The following is a 17837-nucleotide window of genomic DNA, read 5'->3' as shown; positions in this document are numbered from 1 at the left end:
TGCCGCCGCCGCCCCAGCAACTGATTTGCCCGTCCTTGGCCAGCAGGCTGCGGATGGCGATCGAGCTGTCCATTTCCCCGCGTACATCCAGATACAGCAGGGAGCCGCAATACAGGGCGCGGCGCGTCGGTTCCAGCTCGTCGATGATCTGCATGGCGCGGATCTTCGGCGCGCCGGTGATGGAGCCGCCGGGGAAGCTGCCGGCGATCAGGTCCAGGGCATCTTTGCCGGGCGCCAGTTCGCCGGTGACCGCGCTGACCAGGTGATGCACATTGGGGTAGCTCTCCAGGGCGAACAGCTCCGGCACCCGCACCGAGCCGATGCGGCAGCTGCGGCCCAGGTCATTGCGCAGCAGGTCGACGATCATCAGGTTTTCCGCCCGGTCCTTCGGGCTGGCGAGCAGGGCCGCGGCCTGGGCGGCGTCCAGCGCGGGGTCGTTGTCCCGCGGCCGGGTGCCCTTGATCGGGCGGGTTTCTACCTGGCCCTGGCTGATGCGCATAAAGCGCTCGGGCGACAGGCTGATAATGGCGCCGCCACCGGGCAGCGCCTGGTAGCCGGAGAAGGGCGTCGGGCAGGCCGCCCGCAGCGCTTGATAGGCCGTCCAGGGCGAACCCTGGTACTGCGCGCGAAAGCGCTGGGCGAAGTTCACCTGGTAGCAATCGCCGGCCTGGATATAGGCCTGAATCCGCTCGAACGCCTGGCGGTAGCTGGCTTGATCGATATCGGCCTGAAAGGCGCCAAGCAGTTTAAAGGGCTCTCTAACCTGCTCTGAGACGGCGCTAAACAGCCTGAACAAGCGCTCGCGCTCGCTGACGGCCAGGCTGGGATGAAACACCAGCTGGCTGCTTTGCCGTTGGTGATCGCTGATCAAGGCCCAGGCATATAGGCCGAAGCGGGCATCGCTCAGACCCAGGTCATCGATGGCCTGTTCCGGCAGTTGTTCCAGACGGCGGCCGAAGTCATAACTGAGGTAACCGATAAGGCCGCCGACGAAGGGCAGTGGGTTGGCCGCCGGCGCCTCGGCCGGTCCCAGCCTGGAAAGGCTGCTGCGCAAGCGCTGCAGGAAGTCGTTGGCCGTTTCGTCAGCCAGAGGCGCCAGCTCTGCCAATGGCCAGGCGCTGATAAGGTCATAGCGTCCGCGCTGCGCGGTCGGACGTCCGGCATCGAGCAGCACCGCACCCGGGGCGTGCGCGATGGCGTTGAAATAACAGGCGGGATCTGCGCGATAAGGCAGATCCCGTACAAGACAAGTAGGCATGCGAGGCTTTCATACAAGCGCGGACGCCGATTGTAGAACGTCGCCAACATTCATCCTAGAGCTGGTGCATGGGTTTACTCGGGATGCCTCGGCTCATTAGTATGAATGGGTCCCCGGATGCTCACTATGACGTTCAAAACAATAATTACTACGGGATCAAGGCCATGGGTGAAGTTGTAGATCCAGCCGCGGGTAGTCTGCTGCGCTCCAAACTGACGCCGCCCCAGGCATCTGTCGAATACCTGATCAGACCGCAACTGGAAGCGGCGTTGGCGGCCAACGCCCACGCCCGTGTCGTGCTGTTGGCGGCCCCCGCAGGCTTTGGCAAGACCAGCGCTCTGGTGGCCCTGGCCAAGGCGCGGGCGCTGGCGGGTTGTGCCGTGGCCTGGTTGTCGCTGGGCTCTGGCGACGATGAGCCCTCGCGTTTTCTCCTGCAATTGATCGAAACCCTGGCCCGCCTGTTGCCAGGCGTTGGCGTAGAGGCCCAGGCCTATCTGCAGAACACCATGCGGGTTCCCGTGGCGGCGGTGATGGAAAGCCTGCTGGTGGACCTGGCGCAGCTGGAAACGCCCTTGCTGCTGGTGCTCGACGACCTGCACCTGATCCAGGATGGCGAGCTGATCGCGGCGCTCAATCGCCTGATCAAGTTCGCCCCCGCCGGCTTTACCCTGGCCATTGGCAGCCGCTCGCAGCCGGCCCTGAGCCTGGCGACCTTGCGTGCCAAAGGCTTGCTGGTGGAAATCGGTGAGCAGGAACTGCGTCTGAGCAAGACGGAAACCCGCGACTACCTCGCCCGCAGCGGCTTGCAGCTGGATGCCGTGGCCTTCAGCACCCTGTACAACCAGACCGAGGGCTGGATGGTCGGCGTGCACCTGGCCAGCCTGTGGTTGCGCCATCAGCCTCAGGCCGGGGCCCAGATCGCCGATATGGGCACCGATCAGGCCGCGGTGGGCGCGTACCTGCTGCGTAGCGTGTTCGAACAACTGCCGGCGGACAAGCAGGAGCTGCTCTTGGCCCTGGGCGTGGCGCAGCAACTCAGTGGCGATCTGGCCAACGCCCTGACCGGGCGCCAGGGTGGCCAGCTGTTGCTCGAAGAGCTGGAAGCCATGCAGCTGTTTCTGCTGCCGCTGGACCGCGAGCGCCAGTGGTACCGCTTCCACAACCTGTTCGCCGAATTCCTCCGTGCGCGCCTGAAAGAACGCGATCCCGAGCGTTTCAAGCAACTGCATTTCAATGCCAGCCTGTGGTTCACCAACCACCATATGCAGAACCTGGCCATCGAGCACGCCTGCCTCGCCGAAGACCCGGAGATGCTCGCGGCGCTGGTCGATGGCTGTGGCCTGGAGTTGATCAACCGCGGCCAGCTGCACCGCATCTACAAGTGGCGCCAGCATGTGCCGGACGAAATAGCCGAGCGTTTTCCGGTGCTGGTGCTGGCCGATATCTGGACCCGCGCCGCCGAGCTGGGGCTGAACGAAGCCAACCGCATGCTCGATGAGCAACTGGAACGCTGGGGCGAGGCGAAAAGCAGCGGGCCGCTGAGCGACAAGCTGCTGGCGACCCTGGCGATCAAGGCTGTGATCGCCTTGCAGAAGGATGACCTGCAGACCTGCATCGCCCTGGCGCGCCGGGTCGAGGTGCAGCTGGGCCAGCACACCGCCTTCCTCGAAGTGGCGATGCTGATTGTGGGCGCCCTGGCCAATGTCATGCTGGCCCAGCCGGAGCCGGCCAAGCGCCTGCTGGCGCTGGCGCAGCAGCGCAATCATTTTCTCGAAGGCCGCTACCTGGACATGCAGTTGGCCAATATCGAGGTGCTGCTGTGCCTGGAACAGGGTCAGATCCGTCAGGCCGAACTGCTCTTCGCCCAGTTGCGCGCCAAGGTCATTCCCTGGTTCGCGGAAAGGTCCCGGGCCCTGGCGCTGCCGACTATCACCGAAGCCTTGATCGCCTATCACCAGGGGCGCCTGCAGGGGATCGAGGAGCGTTTGCGCTGGGCGTTGGCCACAGTCGATGTGATCAACCCGGTCGATCTGTATGCCCAGGGCATGCTGTGCATGGCGCATGTGCAGCGCATGCAGGACAGCCCGAAGGAGGCCTACGCCAGCCTGGTGCTGATGCAGAACCTGTCGGCGCGCAATCAGTCCTGGCGCTTCTATGCCCAGGCGGTGGCCGATGAGGTGGCGCAGATACTCCAGGAACCGGCCGCCGATCGCCTCAAACGCGCCGAGCAACGCCTGAAAACGGTCGACTGGGCCAAGCTGGCCGAGCCTTACCAGCAGATGCGTTTCAACCCGGTGCTGTGGGTGCGCGGCCTGACCCGTATTCGCCTGCAACAGGCGCGCGGCCATTACAGCGAAGCCCTGCATGAGATCACCCAGCTGCGCGGCTTGCTGCTGGATAACTGGCATGGCCTGCAACGTTTGCGCCTGGACCTGCTGGCCGCGCTCAGTTACCAGCGCCTGGGCTACCAGGAGCGCGCCCAGAGCCTGCTGGTGCAATGCCTGATCGGGGCCGAGCGCGAAGGGGTGCGCAGCCTGTTCGTCGAGGAGGGCGAGGCCATTCGCCTGCTCCTGCAGCAACTCGAAACTGCCGAACGCCAGCCGGCCTTGCAGGGCTTTATTCGCGGCCTGCTGGCCATCTGGCCAGGGCAGGGCGCGCGGCAGTCGCTGGAGGTGCCGGACGAGGGGTTGACCGAGCGCGAGCGCGAGGTGATCTGCCTGGCGGCGCAAGGCCTGTCCAATGAGCAAATCGGCCAGCGACTGGCGCTGGCCCTGGGCACGGTCAAGTGGCACCTGCACAACATCTACGAAAAGCTCAAGGTGCGTAACCGCACCCAAGCCATCCGCCGAGCCCGCGAGCTGAGTCTCTTAGAACCATGAATGCACCCACATCGCCACGCCTGCGCGGGCTACCCCTGCTGCGCACCAAGCTATTTCCCGCGGACTCCAGCGGCCGCCCCTTGCTCGCCCGCGCGGCGCTGATCGAGCGGCTGTTCAGCGCCCGCCAGCAGCGCCTGATTCTGCTCAGCGCCCCGGCCGGTTTCGGCAAGAGCACCATTCTCAGCCAGTTCCGCCTGCGCTTGCTGGAGGCTGGCGCCCAGGTGGCCTGGTTGTCCTGCGATGAGGCGGACAGCGAGCCGCAGCGCCTGCTGCATTACCTGATCGCGGCCATAGCGGCGCAGTTGCCCGGCTTCGGGGAGAACACCGCACGCTTGCTGCGTGATGACCTGAGCTTGCCCTTTGAGGCGCTGTTGGACTCTTTTATCGCCGACCTGAGGCGGGTCAAGGGCGATCTGTATCTGATCCTCGATGACTTTCACCGTATCCGCCACGCGGGGCTCGGCCCGCTGGTCGACTACTTCGTCAAGCGGGTGCCGGCCAATGTGCGGCTGATCGGCAGCACGCGCTATCAGTCGCGTTTTCTCGATAAGCCGACTGCCAGCGCAGACTGGGTGCTGTGGATCCAGTCCGAGGATTTGCGCCTGACCCGGGCGGAAACCGAAGCCTATTTTCATCAGCTCAAGCAGCTGCAGCTCAGCGCAACAGAACTGGACCTGCTGCACGCGCGCACCGAAGGCTGGATCACCGCCTTGCATCTGGTGGCGCTGGCCCTGGCCCGGCACCCGGACCGCCGCGAGTTTCTCGCCGGCCTGTCGGGCACCGAACGCGATATCGCCGATTACCTGGCCGAGGATGTGCTCGATAACCTGCCGCAGGAGCAGCAGCACTTTCTCGAGCAGACCTCGGTGCTCGATGAGTTCAATGCCGAGCTGTGCAATGCCCTGACCGGTCGTGGCGACGGCGTGCAGATGCTGCAGCGCCTGCAGAAGGAGCAGCTGTTTATCATCCCGCTGGACGAGCAGGGGCTGTGGTTCCGTTACCACCACCTGTTCGCCGAGTTTCTCCAGGGCCGCCTGGGCAAGCAGGGCGACCCGACCCATCTGCTGCATACGGCGGCGCGTTGGTGCGAGAGCCACGAGCTGACCGACAAGTCCATCAAGTATGCCCTGCGCGCCCGCGACTATGCCTTCGCCGCCGAGTTGCTGGAGCGCCAGGGGGCCAGCCTGATTGCCGGCAACCAGGTCTACGGCATCCTGGCAATCCTCAAGGATGTGCCGGCCGAGGTGATCCGCGAGCACCCGGTATTCCAGATTTTCTATGCCTGGCAGCTGGCCTTCGAACAGAAATATGCCGAAGCCGAGGCGCTGATCGAGGAGATCAGCGCGCGCCTGATGCAGGGGCGCGGCAAGCCGCTGCACTTCGGCTTGGCGGTGTTGCTGGCGGTGGCCCAGGTGCTCAAGGCGTTGGTGCTGCTGTACCAGGACAAGCTGGAGAGTTGCCTGAAGGTGGCGCGCCACTGGCTGGCCCTGGTGCCGGATAACCAGCCGGTGTTCCGTGCCAGCCTGTCCTGCGTGCAGGCCGCGTCTTATGCCTTGCTCGGCGAATACGGCGAGGCGGCCAAGTCGATTGCGGTGGCGCGGGATAATCTGCAGCAGGTGGAAAGCCAGTACCTGCATGCCGTGGTCAGCCTGATCGAGGCGCTGATCTGCAAGGAAATGGGCCAGCCCGAGCGCGGCCGGGTGCTCGCGGAAAGTGCGCGGGCGCGGGTCGAGCAGGTATTCGGGCGGCGCAGCCGGGTCGGTGGTCCGCTGGCTTTGGCTTACGCCGATCTGCTGTATGAGCAGGATCGGCATGCCGCCATCCTGGCCGAATTGCCCTTGGCCACCACCTGGCGCGACGTGGCCACGCCCATCGAACTGGTCAGCCGCGGCAAGCTGGTGATGGCCCGGGCGCGCTTCTTCGCCGGCGAGGGCGAGTCGGCGTTGCTGGAACTCGATGAGTGGCTGGAAACCCTGCACGGCCCCGGCTATGAACGGGTGTACGCCCTGGGCATGAGCTGCAAGGTGCAGTTTCTGCTGTGGCTGCGCCGGCCGAACGAGGCCGAGCGCATCTGTTTGCAGTTGCAGCGACATCTGGCGGTACTGCCGCCGGGGCGCTATGGCGATGCGGAAACCGTGCAGGTGCTGTCCGAGGCGCGCCTGGCCTTGTCCGAGCGGCGGGCGGACAAAGCCCAGACGGCGCTGGAAGCCTGCCTGGCCAAACAGACGGCGGAACACCATAGGGACCGGCGCCTGCGCCTGGCCTTGTTACTTTCTGTGGCGTATTGGCGCAAAGGTAACAGCGAAAAAGCCTTCGGCTTGTTCAAGGCGACCGTGGAAGACGCTTGGTTGAGCGGTTATCGGCGGATGTTCCTGGATGATGCCTTGTGGCTGTTACCGCTGTGGGAAGCCTGGTACAGCGCCGAGCCGAAACGCGCGGGGGCTTGGCAGGGGTTGGCCGAGCAGTTGCGCGAGCAGTGCCGAAGGCTGGCCGTCGATCTTGATAATTTCGATGAAAATCAAGATGTTAGTCACAGGGAGCGAGAAATACTGCGCTTTGTGGCCGCCGGGTTGTCGAACCGCGATATCGCCCAGGCGGTGCATTTGTCGGAAGCCACCATCAAGTGGCACCTGCATAACCTGTTCGCCAAGCTTGGCGTGCGCAGCCGCACCCAGGCGGTGTTGAAAGGCAAAAGCCTGGGATTGTTAAGCGAGGCCTGAATTTTATCCGCTAATAGGACGGCTGTTGGCGCTCCATCCCTTGGATGGGCTGGCAGCCCGGCGCTGCACCAGTAGTTTTAACGCCAGGACGAGAAGCGAACTGCTTCACGATTCCAAGCCTGGCGCGACTAAGGAAGCAGTGCCGGACCTGGTGAACGGCGCGAGCCGCCGGCTGATGAGGACAGGAGTCCGAGGCAGTGTGCCGGGGACCACCCATTAGTGAACTGTGGAGACAATAACAATGACAACCCTCAAGCAACTGGCTCTGGCCGCCGCTGTTCTGGCTGTTCCTTTTATGGCTCAGGCTGAGCTCAAAGCCATGGACGACACCGCCCTGGCCACCGTAACCGGTCAGGACGGCATCAGCATCTCCGGTAGCTTCAACGGCACCATCGGCAGCCTGGCCTACACCGATGGCGATGCCAACGGTGGTTCCCTGCGCATGGAAACCGTGGCCTTCACCGGTTTCAACATTTCCGACAGCGCCCCGGTCATGGTCGACGTGGTGACCAATGGCAGCGGTACCCAGCAACTGCAGATCAGCCTGCCGACCATCACCGGTCAGCTGAGCGTTGGCGCCATCAAGGTGGGCAACGCCAGCGCCGCCAGCATCGGTTCCCTGGCGATCAACGACATGAACATGGCCGGCACCACAGTGAAAATCTGGGGCCACTGAGTTCATTCAGTAGTCGCGTGAGCAGAAAAGTCTTATCGGCCTCGGCCGCTAAGGCTTTTCTCTTGATGCAGAGGAGCGCAGTGGGCGAATGATCGAGATTTTGCTAGGCAGTCTGATTGGCCTGTGGGGCTTTACCGAGGCGGTGGATACCAAGCCGCCGGCGCCCGGCACGGTCAATATCAGCCAGCCGCTGGGCAATGCGGCGTTGCGTGAGTCGGTGACGCTGGAGCCCATGACTCAGCTGCAGTTTCGCAATGTCATTCGTCAGGCCTACGACTACAGCTGTGGTTCGGCGGCCCTGACCTCGCTGCTGGATTATTTCCTCGGCCGCAACCTGCAAGAGCGCCAGGTGATGGAGGGGCTGCTGCAGTTTGGCGAGGCCGACAAGATAGTCGAGCGCCGCGGTTTTTCCTTGCTCGACATGAAGCGCTTCGTCAGCGCCCTGGGCTACAAGAGTGGCGGTTTCCGCGCCGCCTTCGCCGACCTGGATGGCCTAGAGCATCCGGCGATAGTGCCGATCGAATATGCCGGCTTCAAGCATTTCGTGGTGGTGCGCGACGTCTATAACGACCACGTGTTCGTGGCCGATCCGGCCTTGGGCAATATCAGTTTTACCCGTAGCCGTTTCGAAGAAATCTGGGATCAGAACGTGCTGTTCGTGATTTTCCCGAGCGGTAACGAGCCGCCGAATGCCCTGGCCTTGAGCGAGCAGGATTTGCGCATCATCGATGACCGCACCGTCAGCTTGCTGGCATTTCGCGAGTTTCCGCAGATCACCAAGTTCAGCGAGAACCAGGCCACAGAGCTGGGTTCCGCCGGCGATATCCAATATATCCGCCGTAAGTAATTGCCCGACATAACAATAATATTTGGGGGCTGCGCCATGAGAGTTTTAGGGTGTGTATGGCTGGCCATGCTGTGCTCGGTTAGCAGTGCGGCGGCCTGGGCCGATCCGGCTTCGGTCGAGCAGGCGCGGGACGCCTTGAGCAAGCAGGAAGACGATGCCGACAGCGCCAAGGCGCTGGAGGAAGTGTTTCAGGCGGCGGAAAAGAGCTACACCTTGCTGAAGAAGGGTGAGCGTACCCTGACCTATGGTTTCGATTATTCGCTGCTGCGCGATACCGTCATCGAGACCGTGCGCAGCGGCAACAATGTCTTCAGCGTGGTGAGCCAGAGCGAGGCGCAGCACAGCTTCACCAACTCCTTCACCTTCGATTATGGCGTGTGGGACAACCTGACCTTCAGCATGCGCATGCCGTTGGTGGCCAAATACGATACCGAGCGCGACCTGGATGCCTACAGCCTGGGGGATATCTCCGCCAGCCTGCGTTGGCAGCCCTGGACCTCGCTGCGCGGCAAGCCGGTCACCACCCTCTACGCCAACCTGGGCTTGCCCACGGGTGACAGCCCTTACGACATCAATAGCCAGAGCGAACTGGCCACCGGCAGCGGTTCTTACAGCCTGGGGGTCGGCGCTAACGTTTCCTATGTGGTCGACCCGGTGGTGCTGTTCGGCTCCCTGGGTTACACCTACAACCTGCCGATCAAGGGCATCAGCCAGGTACGCGGCGGCCGCTTGCTGGAAGAGGTCGATCCGGGTTCCAGCTTCTCCCTGAGCATGGGCTTCGCCTATGCGCTGTCCTACGACGTGTCGCTGGCGACCTCCTACCAGATGTCGCACTCGCTGAAACCCACCTACAGCTTCGCCGACGGTGAGCTGGAAGGCAGCGGGCAGACCAGTGCGGTGATGAACTTCTCCCTGGGCTTGCGTACCACACCGGATCAGATCATCAACGTCAGTGCCGGCTTCGGCATGACCGAAGACTCGCCGGATGTGTTGTTGGGCATCTCCATGCCTTTGGATATCAAAGGCCTGAAGGCCCAATAAGCGCGAGCGAATCTCTTATGACGATGCGAATTTCGCCGCTGATGCGGGCGATTATCGGGGCCGCTTTACTCTGCGCGAATAGCGCGCAGGCGCAGCTGGCGCAAAACCTGACCATTGGCAGCCCCAAGGCCATGGCCCTGGGCAATGCGGTGACGGCGGACTTCACCGGTATCGACTCGGTGCATTACAACCCGGCGGCGTTGAGCAAGCTCAAGGGCCGGCAGACCACGGTCAAGTTCATCACCGGGGTGATGGATATCCGCGCGGACTTCGATGCGCCGGCAGATTACGGCAGCAACTTTCTCGGGCTGAACGATGACTCGGTGGCCAATACCTCCAGTAGCGCTAGCGCCGCGATGATGTACTTGCCCGGCGTCGGTGGGGCGACCGAGTTGCCGGTGCTGTTCGCGCCCCTGGCCGGCCTGTCGGTCAACCCGCCGGGCTCCAAGTTCACCTTCGCCACCAATATGTACACCCCGCAAGCCCTGGGCTTTGCCCGTGACGACGATGACCCGGGGCGCTACCAGGGCAAGGAGCTGGTGATCCAGCGCCTGACCTATTTCTCGCCCTCGCTGGCCTATCAGGTCAACGATGAGTTGTCGCTGGGCCTGTCGGTCGGTTTTTCCCATCAGGCCATGGCGCTGAACCAGGACTTCCGCGCGCCGGGGATACTCACGGGTTTTATCGGTGTGGCCCAGGATGCGCTGTGCATAGTCGATGACAACCCCCTCGAGCTCTTCCTGAATATTTGCGGCGGCGAACTCGGCCCCTTTACCGATATCGCCAATATCGATATCGACATGCAGCAGACTCTGTCGCCGACCTGGAACCTCGGTTTTCTCTGGGAGCCGAGCGATTGGTTCGCCCTCGGCGCGGTGTACCAGAGCGAGGCCAAGATGCGCCTGAAGGGGCGTTATGTGGTCGATTACTCGGAGGACTGGCAAGGCTTCTGGCAGGGCCTGGACAGCTCCTTTATCGGCGCGGTGTTCAATACCCTGACCCCCGATGGCCTGTTCGACAAGGAGCAGGGCAACGTCTCGCTGAACATGACCTATCCGGCTCACTTCGCCAGCGGGATCAAGCTCAAGCCCCATGACCGCTGGCAGATCAACCTGGACATCAAGTGGACCGATTACGCCGCCTGGGACAAATTTGAGCTGGAGTTCGACCGCCAGCTGGATGTGTTGACCATTGCCAGCCTGTTCTCCCCGGAAAACGCCACCTCGACCAGCATCATCCTGGATCGCGGCTACGAGTCGGTGTGGAGCTGGGCGGTGGGGGTCGAATACCAGGTCAACGACCGCCTGAGCCTGCGCATGGGCTACGAGCCGCGGCCCTCGGCTATCCCGGGGAACAAGGCGGACGTGCTGGCGCCGCTGGGGGATGCCCAGCTCTATGGCCTGGGCGCGGGCTACCAGTGGGACAAGGACACGGTGATCGATATAGGTTTCAACTACCTGGTGAGCAAGCAGGACATCCCGGCGCGCTCCAGTTGCAACATCAACTGCTCGGACATCGACAGCATGGTGTACAACCCCTATGCCGACCTGAACGTGAAAACCAGCGTCAAAGCCTATGTGCTGGCTCTGACCTACCGCACCACCTTCTAGGGTTTTTGCCATGCGTATGCTGTTGTTGAGCGGTTGTTTGATCTTTGCGCCCGCAGCTGTGGGCAGCGGTCGCTATCTGACCTGGGTGGACGACCAGGGCCGGGTGCATAACAGCTTTGTCGATGCCAGTTATGCGGCGCATCAACGCCAGGCGCAGCGCACTATCAGCCAGAGCGATCAGGCTCGGTTTAAGGCCGACAATGTTTCAGGCTGGCCAGGGGCGCAGGTCGCCGGCGAAAGCAAGCGGCGCTACTTCACCTGGGTGGATGCCAACGGCAATCTGCACAACAGCTTCCATGCCGGCACCCAATTGCAGGGCGGCGCCGATGAAACTGTGCTGGATACGGGGGAGCGTTCGGCCGAATACATCAGCTCCGAGGTGCTGGAGGGGCATGATTTTGCCCGGGATGAGCGCGATGGCCGTTATTTCACCTGGGTCGATGATCAGGGGCGGATGCATAACGCGCCGTTGCCCGGGCAGCGCCAGGTCAAGACTGGCCCGGCAGCCAACCAGGCGGAGACTTTTACCCAGGGCCGTGAATTCGAGTTTGCCAGCAAGCCGCAGCAGTTGCCTGGCCTCGATGGTCAGCCCAGCGCGGCCATGCAGGCGTTGCTGGCCGGCAGCGAGCAGGCCCAGGAAGGGCGCTATGCGCAGCTGCTGGAGCTGTGCTGCGGGCAGTTGGCCGATGACGCCTTCAGCGAGCTGAGCGCCGCCGAGCCGCGTTATGAGGAGCTCAACCGTTTCTCGCCGAGCCTGCAGTTCCCCATGGGCAAGAGTTATTACGCCGCGCTCAAGTTGCCGCGCTCCCAGCATAACTTCGGCTTGCGGGTGCGCAGCTTCGCCAATAAGCAGATGGTCTATCCCTCCCTGCTGTTCCTCGATGAGGGCAAGCGGCCGACCCGCTTGGTCAGCGATGCGGTCTATCAACTGCATGGCGAAACCTGGTATCGCTACGCCTTTATCGAGGGCACGGTGCAGGTCAAGGCCGCGGCCGGCGAACGTTATGTGCTGCTGCTGACCACAGATGAAGATCGCACCTTGCAGACCCTGGATAACAAGCCCTTCAAACGCCCGCTGCAAGACCTGGCGGTCGATGAGTCCGGCATGCAGAGCCATGCCCACGGCGATGAGGGAGCCTTCGAGCTGGCCATAGTGCGTTAGCAGGCTGTGGCTCGTGGCGAGGTGGTTTGGCGACGATAAAAAAGCCCGGACAAGTCCGGGCTTTTTATTGCTTAAGGTGCTCAGATCTCGGCGATGCTGACATGACCGAACAACCCTTGGGAGAAGCGCATGCGCTCTTCCGGGGTTTCTTGAATGCCTTTCTTGGCCAGCTCTGCCAGACGTGCCTCCACCGCATGGGCGCGATGGGTCAGGCCGCAGTCATTGGCGATCTGGATATTCAGGCCGGGGCGGGCGTTCAGCTCGAGAATCAGCGGGCCCTTGTCCTGATCCAGCACCATGTCCACACCTATATAGCCCAGGCCGCACAACTCATAGCAGCCCGCGGCCAGCTTCATAAAGCCGTCCCAGTTAGGCAACTGCACGCCGTCCACCGCATTGGTGGTGTCCGGGTGCTTGCTGATCTTGTTGTTCAGCCAGGTGCCGCGCAGGGTCACCCCGGTGGCCAGGTCCACGCCCACACCTATGGCGCCCTGGTGCAGGTTGGCCTTGCCGCCGGATTGGCGGGTTGGCAGGCGCAGCATGGCCATCACCGGGTAGCCCATCAGCACGATGATGCGGATATCCGGCACGCCTTCGTAGCTGATGCTCTTGAAGATCTGGTCCGGCGTTACCCGGTACTCGATCAGCGCGCGGTCACGGTGGCCGCCCAGGGAGTAGAGGCCGGTGAGGATGCTGGAGATCTGATGTTCAATCTCCTCGTGGCTGATGATCTTGCCGGAGACGGTCTTGTACTTCTCCTCGAAGCGGTCGGCGATCACCAGGATGCCGTCGCCACCGGCGCCTTGCGCCGGCTTGACCACGAAGTCCGGCCTGTCGCCGATGATAGCGCGCAGATTGTCGATGCCCTTTTCGGTGTCGATCACGCCATACATCTCGGGCACGTCGATACCGGCTTCGATGGCGCGCTGCTTGGTGATGATCTTGTCATCGACTATCGGGTAGAGGTGCCGTTTGTTGTACTTCAGCACATAGTCCGCGTTGCGCCTGTTGATGCCCATGATGCCCTTGGCCTCAAGGGCTTTCCACGTCTTGATCAGACCGAACATGGCATTAGTCCTTGAGGAAGGCTTTGAAGCGGAACAGTTCGGTCAGGCGGTAGCCGCGGTAGCGACCCATCGCCAGCATAAAGCCGACCATAATCATCAGCACCGCCGGGAAGGTGAAGATGAAGTAGTTCAGTTCCGGCACGCTCATCAGCAGATGCGCCAGGGTGGCGGCGAACAGGGTGCCGATCGCCACTTTAAAGGCATGGCCGCCGCCACGTTCTTCCCAGGTGATCGACAGGCGTTCGATGGTCATGGTCAGAATCACCATGGGGAACAGCGCCACCGACAGGCCGCGCTCCAGACCGAGCTTGTGGCTGAACAGGCTGATCACCGCGATCAGCACCACCACGAAGGTCAGCACCACCGACAGCCGGGGCAGCATCTGCAACTTGAGGTGCTCCAGATAGGAGCGCAGCGACAGGCCCAGGGCGGTGATCACGGTGAACAGCACTATGCCGAAGCCCAACTGGGTCTCGCGGAAGGCCAGGGCGATCAGCACCGGAGTGAAGGTGCCGAGGGTCTGTAGGCCGCCGAGGTTGCGCAGGATCAGGATCATCAGCACGCCGATCGGGATCATCACCATGATCATAAAGGTCTGCTGGGTCTGCAGCGGCAGGCCATAGAGCGAGTATTCGAGGAAGTCGACGTCGGTGTTCTCGTCGGTCAGCTTGGCCAGGCGAATGGCGTTCATCTCGCTGTTGTTCAGGCTGAAGCTGACTTGCGCGTGTTTGCCGCCTTCGAGGTTGACCAGGTTGTCATCGCCGACCCACCACAGCAGGCGGTCGGCGGGCAGGCCTTGCTCACCCGTCTCGGGGTTGAAATACAGCCAGTTCTCGCCGTTAAAGCTGCGCACCCAGAGTTCCGGGCTTTGCTGGATATCGGCCGCCAGGCGAATGGTGTGCAAGCGCTCCATGGGCACATGGGCGATCGACAGCAGCAGCTCGATGACCTTGGCCTTGTTGATGCTCGAGGCATCGCCGCCGAGTAGCAGCTTGACGTTGTCGTCATTGCGGTTGTTGACCCGCTTGATGGTCTCGCTGATAAAGGTTTCGACGTCGGCCGAGTGCTGACGGATAGGGGCGAGCAAGGCCTCGGCGGCGATTTGCTCGGCGCCTTCGACCGGGATGCTGTCGCGGAAGATCGGGCCCTTGGCTTTGGCCGGCTCGCCGCTGTAGCGCTTGGTCAGCACCAGGCGGTAGTAGAGGGTCTGCTTGCCGTTGGCGCGGCGTGCCGACCAGGTAACTTTGCGGTTACCGTCGGCGCGGTTGATGCTCACGCCATAGTTGTTGGAGATAAAGCTCTCGTTGAGGCTGACGTAGTCCTGAGCCAGCGGCGGCACAAACATCTGCAGCTTAACCGGATCGCGCGGGTTGGCTTGGAACTCGACTCTGGCATCGATGTTCCACAAGTCATCGGTTTCATCTTCGGTCACCGGAATGCCGAGGATGAAAATCTGATAGGCCGTAATCAGAACGCCCAAACTCACCAAGAGTATGACCAGGACTTTCAGATGGAGGTTAAGAGAGCGCATGGGATTTACTCATCAGGGGTGGCGCCAAGGTTTGCGTCGGGGGCACAGGCAGGTTTACCTGCTGCGTATTTAAGCGTCGGGTCGACCAAGGCATCGAAGCGCTTGAGTGCTTCGGAGCCTATCAACAGCGGGTATAGGAAGGCACTGCGATCGGTCAAGTTCACTTCGATAGTGCGTAGGGCGTGGCCCATGCAAATGTCCATTTCGATCACGGGGCGTGCGGTATAGGTTTTTTCTTCATCAGGATCATAGTCGCCTGCACGTCTTTTGATCTTGCTGATGCGCGCCAGTGGCCGCTCGATTGGGCTGTCGTGGGCCTCATCGATGGCCAGGTAGAACAGCACCCAGGTTTCGCCGTCGCGCTTGAAACGTTTGATATCCCGGGCACTCAAGGAAGCCGTTTTAGCCCCGGTGTCGAGTTTGGCCGCGAGCTTGAGGTCGAGGTCGAACAACCTGACGTATTCATTTAGCCCATAGACAGTTTTCTGCGCGGCGAGACTCAGGCCGGGAAAAAATACCAGACATAGCAGCAGAATGGAGGGCTTCAGTCTCATAAGTCCTATCGGGTGTAGCGCAAGCAGTTGATCAGAGCGACCGGCAGGCGTGGTGAGTGTGCAGCGAACAAGGTGTCTGGAGTCTAGCAGGCAGCTTGAAAATGCTCTGCCAGGTACAAGAGCGCTGCATTCTAGCATGGGATTTTTCTATCGTGACAGGCGCTTATAGGCGTTTGTGCAAGTAAGGTCAGCGTATTTAGCGCCCGAAGTCGTGCTACATATTGTCGACAGTGTTGCGTGATTGTTTGACATTAATCCTTGCTAGGCGTAATTTTCCGCCATCAAACAAAGCTAGTGTCGACAATATGCTTGAGTTTATCGAGTCCCCCGAGCCTGTGCAGGAAGATTCTGAAACGCTTTCCGAACAGGTCTTCCGGCGTATCCAGAGCGCCATAGTCAAAGGTGAAATAGCCCCCGGCAGCAAAATTTCCGAGCCGGAGCTGGCGCGCACCTATGGCATCAGTCGTGGGCCGCTGCGCGAGGCGATCCACCGCCTGGAAGGTCAGCGTCTGTTGGTGCGCGTTCCCCATATAGGGGCGCGGGTGGTGTCGCTCAGCCATGCCGAGCTGATCGAACTCTATGAAATTCGTGAATCCCTGGAAGGTATGGCCTGTCGTCTGGCGGCGGAACGCATGACCCAGACGGAAATCGACGAGTTGCGCCGGGTCCTCGATCTGCACGAGCAGGACGCGGCCTTCAAGGCCGGTGTCGGCTACTACCAGCAGGAAGGCGACTTCGACTTCCACTACCGCATCATCCAGGGCAGCGGCAACAAAACCCTGGCACAGATGCTCTGCGGCGAGCTGTACCAGCTGGTGCGCATGTACCGTTTGCAGTTTTCCGCTACCCCCAATCGGCCGCGCCAGGCGTTTGCCGAGCACCATCGCATTCTCGATGCCATTGCCGAGCGCGATGGCGAACTTGCCGAGTTGCTGATGCGCCGTCACATCGGGGCCTCCAAGCGCAATATCGAGCGTCACTACACCATGAACATGGGGCAGGGCGCGCCAACCAAGACAGCCAAACCCAGAGGTGAGTCATGAGCCAACTTTCCAGCAGCCCCGGCCAGCGCTTTCGCGATGCCGTTGCCGCCGAACACCCGCTGCAAGTGGTCGGCGCGATCAACGCCAATCACGCCCTGCTGGCCAAGCGTGCCGGCTTCAAGGCGATTTACCTGTCCGGTGGTGGCGTGGCGGCAGGTTCCCTCGGCTTGCCGGATCTGGGCATCACCGGCCTGGACGACGTGCTTACCGACGTGCGGCGCATCACCGACGTGTGCGACCTGCCGCTCTTGGTGGATGTCGACACCGGCTTCGGCAGCTCGGCGTTCAACGTCGCGCGCACGGTCAAGTCGATGATCAAGTTTGGCGCCGCGGCGATTCATATCGAAGACCAGGTCGGAGCCAAGCGCTGCGGTCATCGTCCTAATAAGGAGATCGTTTCCCAGCAGGAGATGGTCGACCGCATCAAGGCCGCGGTGGATGCCCGCACCGACGACAGCTTCGTGATCATGGCGCGCACCGACGCCCTGGCCGTCGAAGGCCTGAACTCGGCGCTGGACCGCGCCGCAGCCTGCATCGAAGCCGGCGCCGATATGATCTTCCCGGAAGCCATCACCGAACTGGCGATGTACAAGACCTTCGCCGAGCGGGTGCAGGCGCCGATCCTGGCCAATATCACCGAATTTGGCGCCACGCCGCTGTTCACCACCGAGGAGCTGGCCGCGGTCGACGTGTCCCTGGTGCTCTATCCGCTGTCGGCCTTCCGCGCCATGAACAAGGCGGCGGAGAACGTCTACTGCGCGATTCGCCGCGACGGCACGCAGAAGAATGTGCTCGACACCATGCAGACCCGCATGGAGCTGTATGAGCGCATCAACTACCACGCCTTCGAGCAACACCTCGACGCGCTATTCGCCGCCAAGAAATAAGCGGCCCGCAGGCAGCACTTTCCCGGATAACAGCAGGAGACAGAATAATGAGCGCCAGCGAAACCACCACCGGCTTCAAGCCGAAGAAATCCGTGGCCCTGAGCGGCACCACCGCCGGCAATACCGCCCTGTGCACAGTTGGGCGCAGCGGCAACGACCTGCATTACCGCGGCTATGACATCCTCGACGTCGCCACCAGCTGCGAATTCGAGGAAATCGCCCACCTGCTGGTACATGGCAAGTTGCCCAACCAGACCGAACTGGCCGCCTACAAAACCAAGCTCAAGGCGCTGCGTGGTCTGCCCGCCGCCCTCAAGGCCGCATTGGAACAACTGCCGCCGTCCGCCCACCCGATGGACGTGATGCGCACCGGCGTGTCGGTGCTGGGCTGCCTGGCGCCTGAGAAGGACGACCACAATCATCCCGGTGCCCGCGACATCGCCGACAAGCTGATGGCCTCCCTGGGTTCCATGCTGCTGTACTGGTACCACTTCAGCCACAACGGCAAGCGTATCGAGGTGGAAAGCGACGAAGATTCCATCGGCGTGCACTTCCTCCACCT

Annotated in this window: 14 protein-coding genes; 10 read left to right on the top strand and 4 right to left on the bottom strand. The window is 62.1% G+C overall.

Annotation, left to right across the window (positions count from 1 at the left end; translation table 11 throughout):
• The coding region (locus Q8Q83_RS04585; protein ID WP_305621530.1) for an anthranilate synthase component I family protein at positions 1 to 1258 on the bottom strand (1258 nt) is incomplete at its 3' end.
• Positions 1259 to 1422: 164 nt separating this feature from the next.
• Between Q8Q83_RS04585 and Q8Q83_RS04580 the strand changes: the two genes are divergently transcribed.
• From Q8Q83_RS04580 to Q8Q83_RS04550, 7 genes are all read left to right on the top strand, one after another.
• Entirely contained in the window at positions 1423 to 4137 is a 2715-nt protein-coding gene (locus Q8Q83_RS04580; protein ID WP_305621528.1) for a LuxR C-terminal-related transcriptional regulator, read from the top strand.
• Entirely contained in the window at positions 4134 to 6857 is a 2724-nt protein-coding gene (locus tag Q8Q83_RS04575; RefSeq protein WP_305621526.1) for a LuxR C-terminal-related transcriptional regulator, read from the top strand. The genes Q8Q83_RS04580 and Q8Q83_RS04575 overlap by 4 nt, the downstream gene beginning before the upstream one ends.
• Before the next feature lie 241 nt (positions 6858 to 7098).
• Entirely contained in the window at positions 7099 to 7533 is a 435-nt protein-coding gene (locus Q8Q83_RS04570; protein ID WP_305621524.1) for a DUF6160 family protein, read from the top strand.
• An 88-nt stretch (positions 7534 to 7621) separates the two neighbouring features.
• Positions 7622 to 8380: a C39 family peptidase gene (locus Q8Q83_RS04565; protein ID WP_305621522.1), complete on the top strand. Its 759-nt coding sequence runs from the start codon at positions 7622 to 7624 to the stop codon at positions 8378 to 8380.
• 36 nt (positions 8381 to 8416) lie between these two features.
• Positions 8417 to 9421: a transporter gene (locus Q8Q83_RS04560; RefSeq protein WP_371132362.1), complete on the top strand. Its 1005-nt coding sequence runs from the start codon at positions 8417 to 8419 to the stop codon at positions 9419 to 9421.
• 17 nt (positions 9422 to 9438) lie between these two features.
• Positions 9439 to 11031, top strand: a complete 1593-nt coding sequence (locus tag Q8Q83_RS04555) for an outer membrane protein transport protein (protein WP_305621520.1) — start codon at positions 9439 to 9441, stop codon at positions 11029 to 11031.
• 10 nt (positions 11032 to 11041) lie between these two features.
• Positions 11042 to 12193 carry a MalM family protein gene (locus tag Q8Q83_RS04550; RefSeq protein WP_305621519.1) on the top strand — a complete coding sequence of 384 codons (1152 nt, stop codon included), beginning with the start codon at positions 11042 to 11044 and terminating at the stop codon, positions 12191 to 12193.
• 80 nt (positions 12194 to 12273) lie between these two features.
• On the opposite strand, the gene Q8Q83_RS04545 is transcribed toward Q8Q83_RS04550, so the two are convergent.
• The 3 genes from Q8Q83_RS04545 to Q8Q83_RS04535 are packed head-to-tail and all read right to left on the bottom strand — an operon-like array spanning position 12274 to position 15345.
• The gene (locus Q8Q83_RS04545; RefSeq protein ID WP_305621517.1) at positions 12274 to 13260 is read right to left on the bottom strand and encodes an alpha-L-glutamate ligase-like protein; all 987 of its coding nucleotides are present in this window, start codon (positions 13258 to 13260) and stop codon (positions 12274 to 12276) included.
• Positions 13261 to 13264: 4 nt separating this feature from the next.
• Positions 13265 to 14791 (bottom strand): inactive transglutaminase family protein, encoded by a 1527-nt coding sequence (locus Q8Q83_RS04540; RefSeq protein ID WP_305621515.1) that lies wholly within the window; start codon positions 14789 to 14791, stop codon positions 13265 to 13267.
• Between the two features lie 5 nt (positions 14792 to 14796).
• Positions 14797 to 15345, bottom strand: coding sequence for an ATP-dependent zinc protease (locus Q8Q83_RS04535; RefSeq protein WP_305621513.1), 549 nt, complete (start codon positions 15343 to 15345; stop codon positions 14797 to 14799).
• A 305-nt stretch (positions 15346 to 15650) separates the two neighbouring features.
• On the opposite strand from Q8Q83_RS04535, the gene Q8Q83_RS04530 reads away from it, so the two are divergent.
• The 3 genes from Q8Q83_RS04530 to Q8Q83_RS04520 all read left to right on the top strand — a co-directional run.
• The gene (locus tag Q8Q83_RS04530; protein WP_305621511.1) at positions 15651 to 16388 is read left to right on the top strand and encodes a GntR family transcriptional regulator; all 738 of its coding nucleotides are present in this window, start codon (positions 15651 to 15653) and stop codon (positions 16386 to 16388) included.
• Positions 16385 to 17275 carry a methylisocitrate lyase gene (prpB, locus tag Q8Q83_RS04525; RefSeq protein WP_305621509.1) on the top strand — a complete coding sequence of 297 codons (891 nt, stop codon included), beginning with the start codon at positions 16385 to 16387 and terminating at the stop codon, positions 17273 to 17275. Before Q8Q83_RS04530 ends, prpB begins: the two co-directional genes overlap by 4 nt.
• A 47-nt stretch (positions 17276 to 17322) precedes the next feature.
• A partial coding sequence (locus Q8Q83_RS04520; RefSeq protein WP_305621508.1) for a citrate/2-methylcitrate synthase occupies positions 17323 to 17837 on the top strand: 515 nt, incomplete at its 3' end.

Origin of the sequence: Pseudomonas sp. (assembly GCF_030696055.1) — a bacterium.
Lineage (GTDB): Bacteria > Pseudomonadota > Gammaproteobacteria > Pseudomonadales > Pseudomonadaceae > Aquipseudomonas.
This window is presented reverse-complemented; position numbering and strand designations above follow the sequence as displayed.

Coding starts and splice junctions, on each gene's coding strand:
- Q8Q83_RS04550 (WP_305621519.1), top strand. CDS start 11,042: ATGCGTATGCTGTTGTTGAGCGGTTGTTTGATCTTTGCGCCCGCAGCT.
- Q8Q83_RS04560 (WP_371132362.1), top strand. CDS start 8,417: ATGAGAGTTTTAGGGTGTGTATGGCTGGCCATGCTGTGCTCGGTTAGC.
- Q8Q83_RS04565 (WP_305621522.1), top strand. CDS start 7,622: ATGATCGAGATTTTGCTAGGCAGTCTGATTGGCCTGTGGGGCTTTACC.
- Q8Q83_RS04570 (WP_305621524.1), top strand. CDS start 7,099: ATGACAACCCTCAAGCAACTGGCTCTGGCCGCCGCTGTTCTGGCTGTT.
- Q8Q83_RS04535 (WP_305621513.1), bottom strand. CDS start 15,345: ATGAGACTGAAGCCCTCCATTCTGCTGCTATGTCTGGTATTTTTTCCC.
- Q8Q83_RS04580 (WP_305621528.1), top strand. CDS start 1,423: ATGGGTGAAGTTGTAGATCCAGCCGCGGGTAGTCTGCTGCGCTCCAAA.
- Q8Q83_RS04575 (WP_305621526.1), top strand. CDS start 4,134: ATGAATGCACCCACATCGCCACGCCTGCGCGGGCTACCCCTGCTGCGC.
- prpB (WP_305621509.1), top strand. CDS start 16,385: ATGAGCCAACTTTCCAGCAGCCCCGGCCAGCGCTTTCGCGATGCCGTT.
- Q8Q83_RS04555 (WP_305621520.1), top strand. CDS start 9,439: ATGACGATGCGAATTTCGCCGCTGATGCGGGCGATTATCGGGGCCGCT.
- Q8Q83_RS04530 (WP_305621511.1), top strand. CDS start 15,651: ATGCTTGAGTTTATCGAGTCCCCCGAGCCTGTGCAGGAAGATTCTGAA.
- Q8Q83_RS04545 (WP_305621517.1), bottom strand. CDS start 13,260: ATGTTCGGTCTGATCAAGACGTGGAAAGCCCTTGAGGCCAAGGGCATC.
- Q8Q83_RS04540 (WP_305621515.1), bottom strand. CDS start 14,791: ATGCGCTCTCTTAACCTCCATCTGAAAGTCCTGGTCATACTCTTGGTG.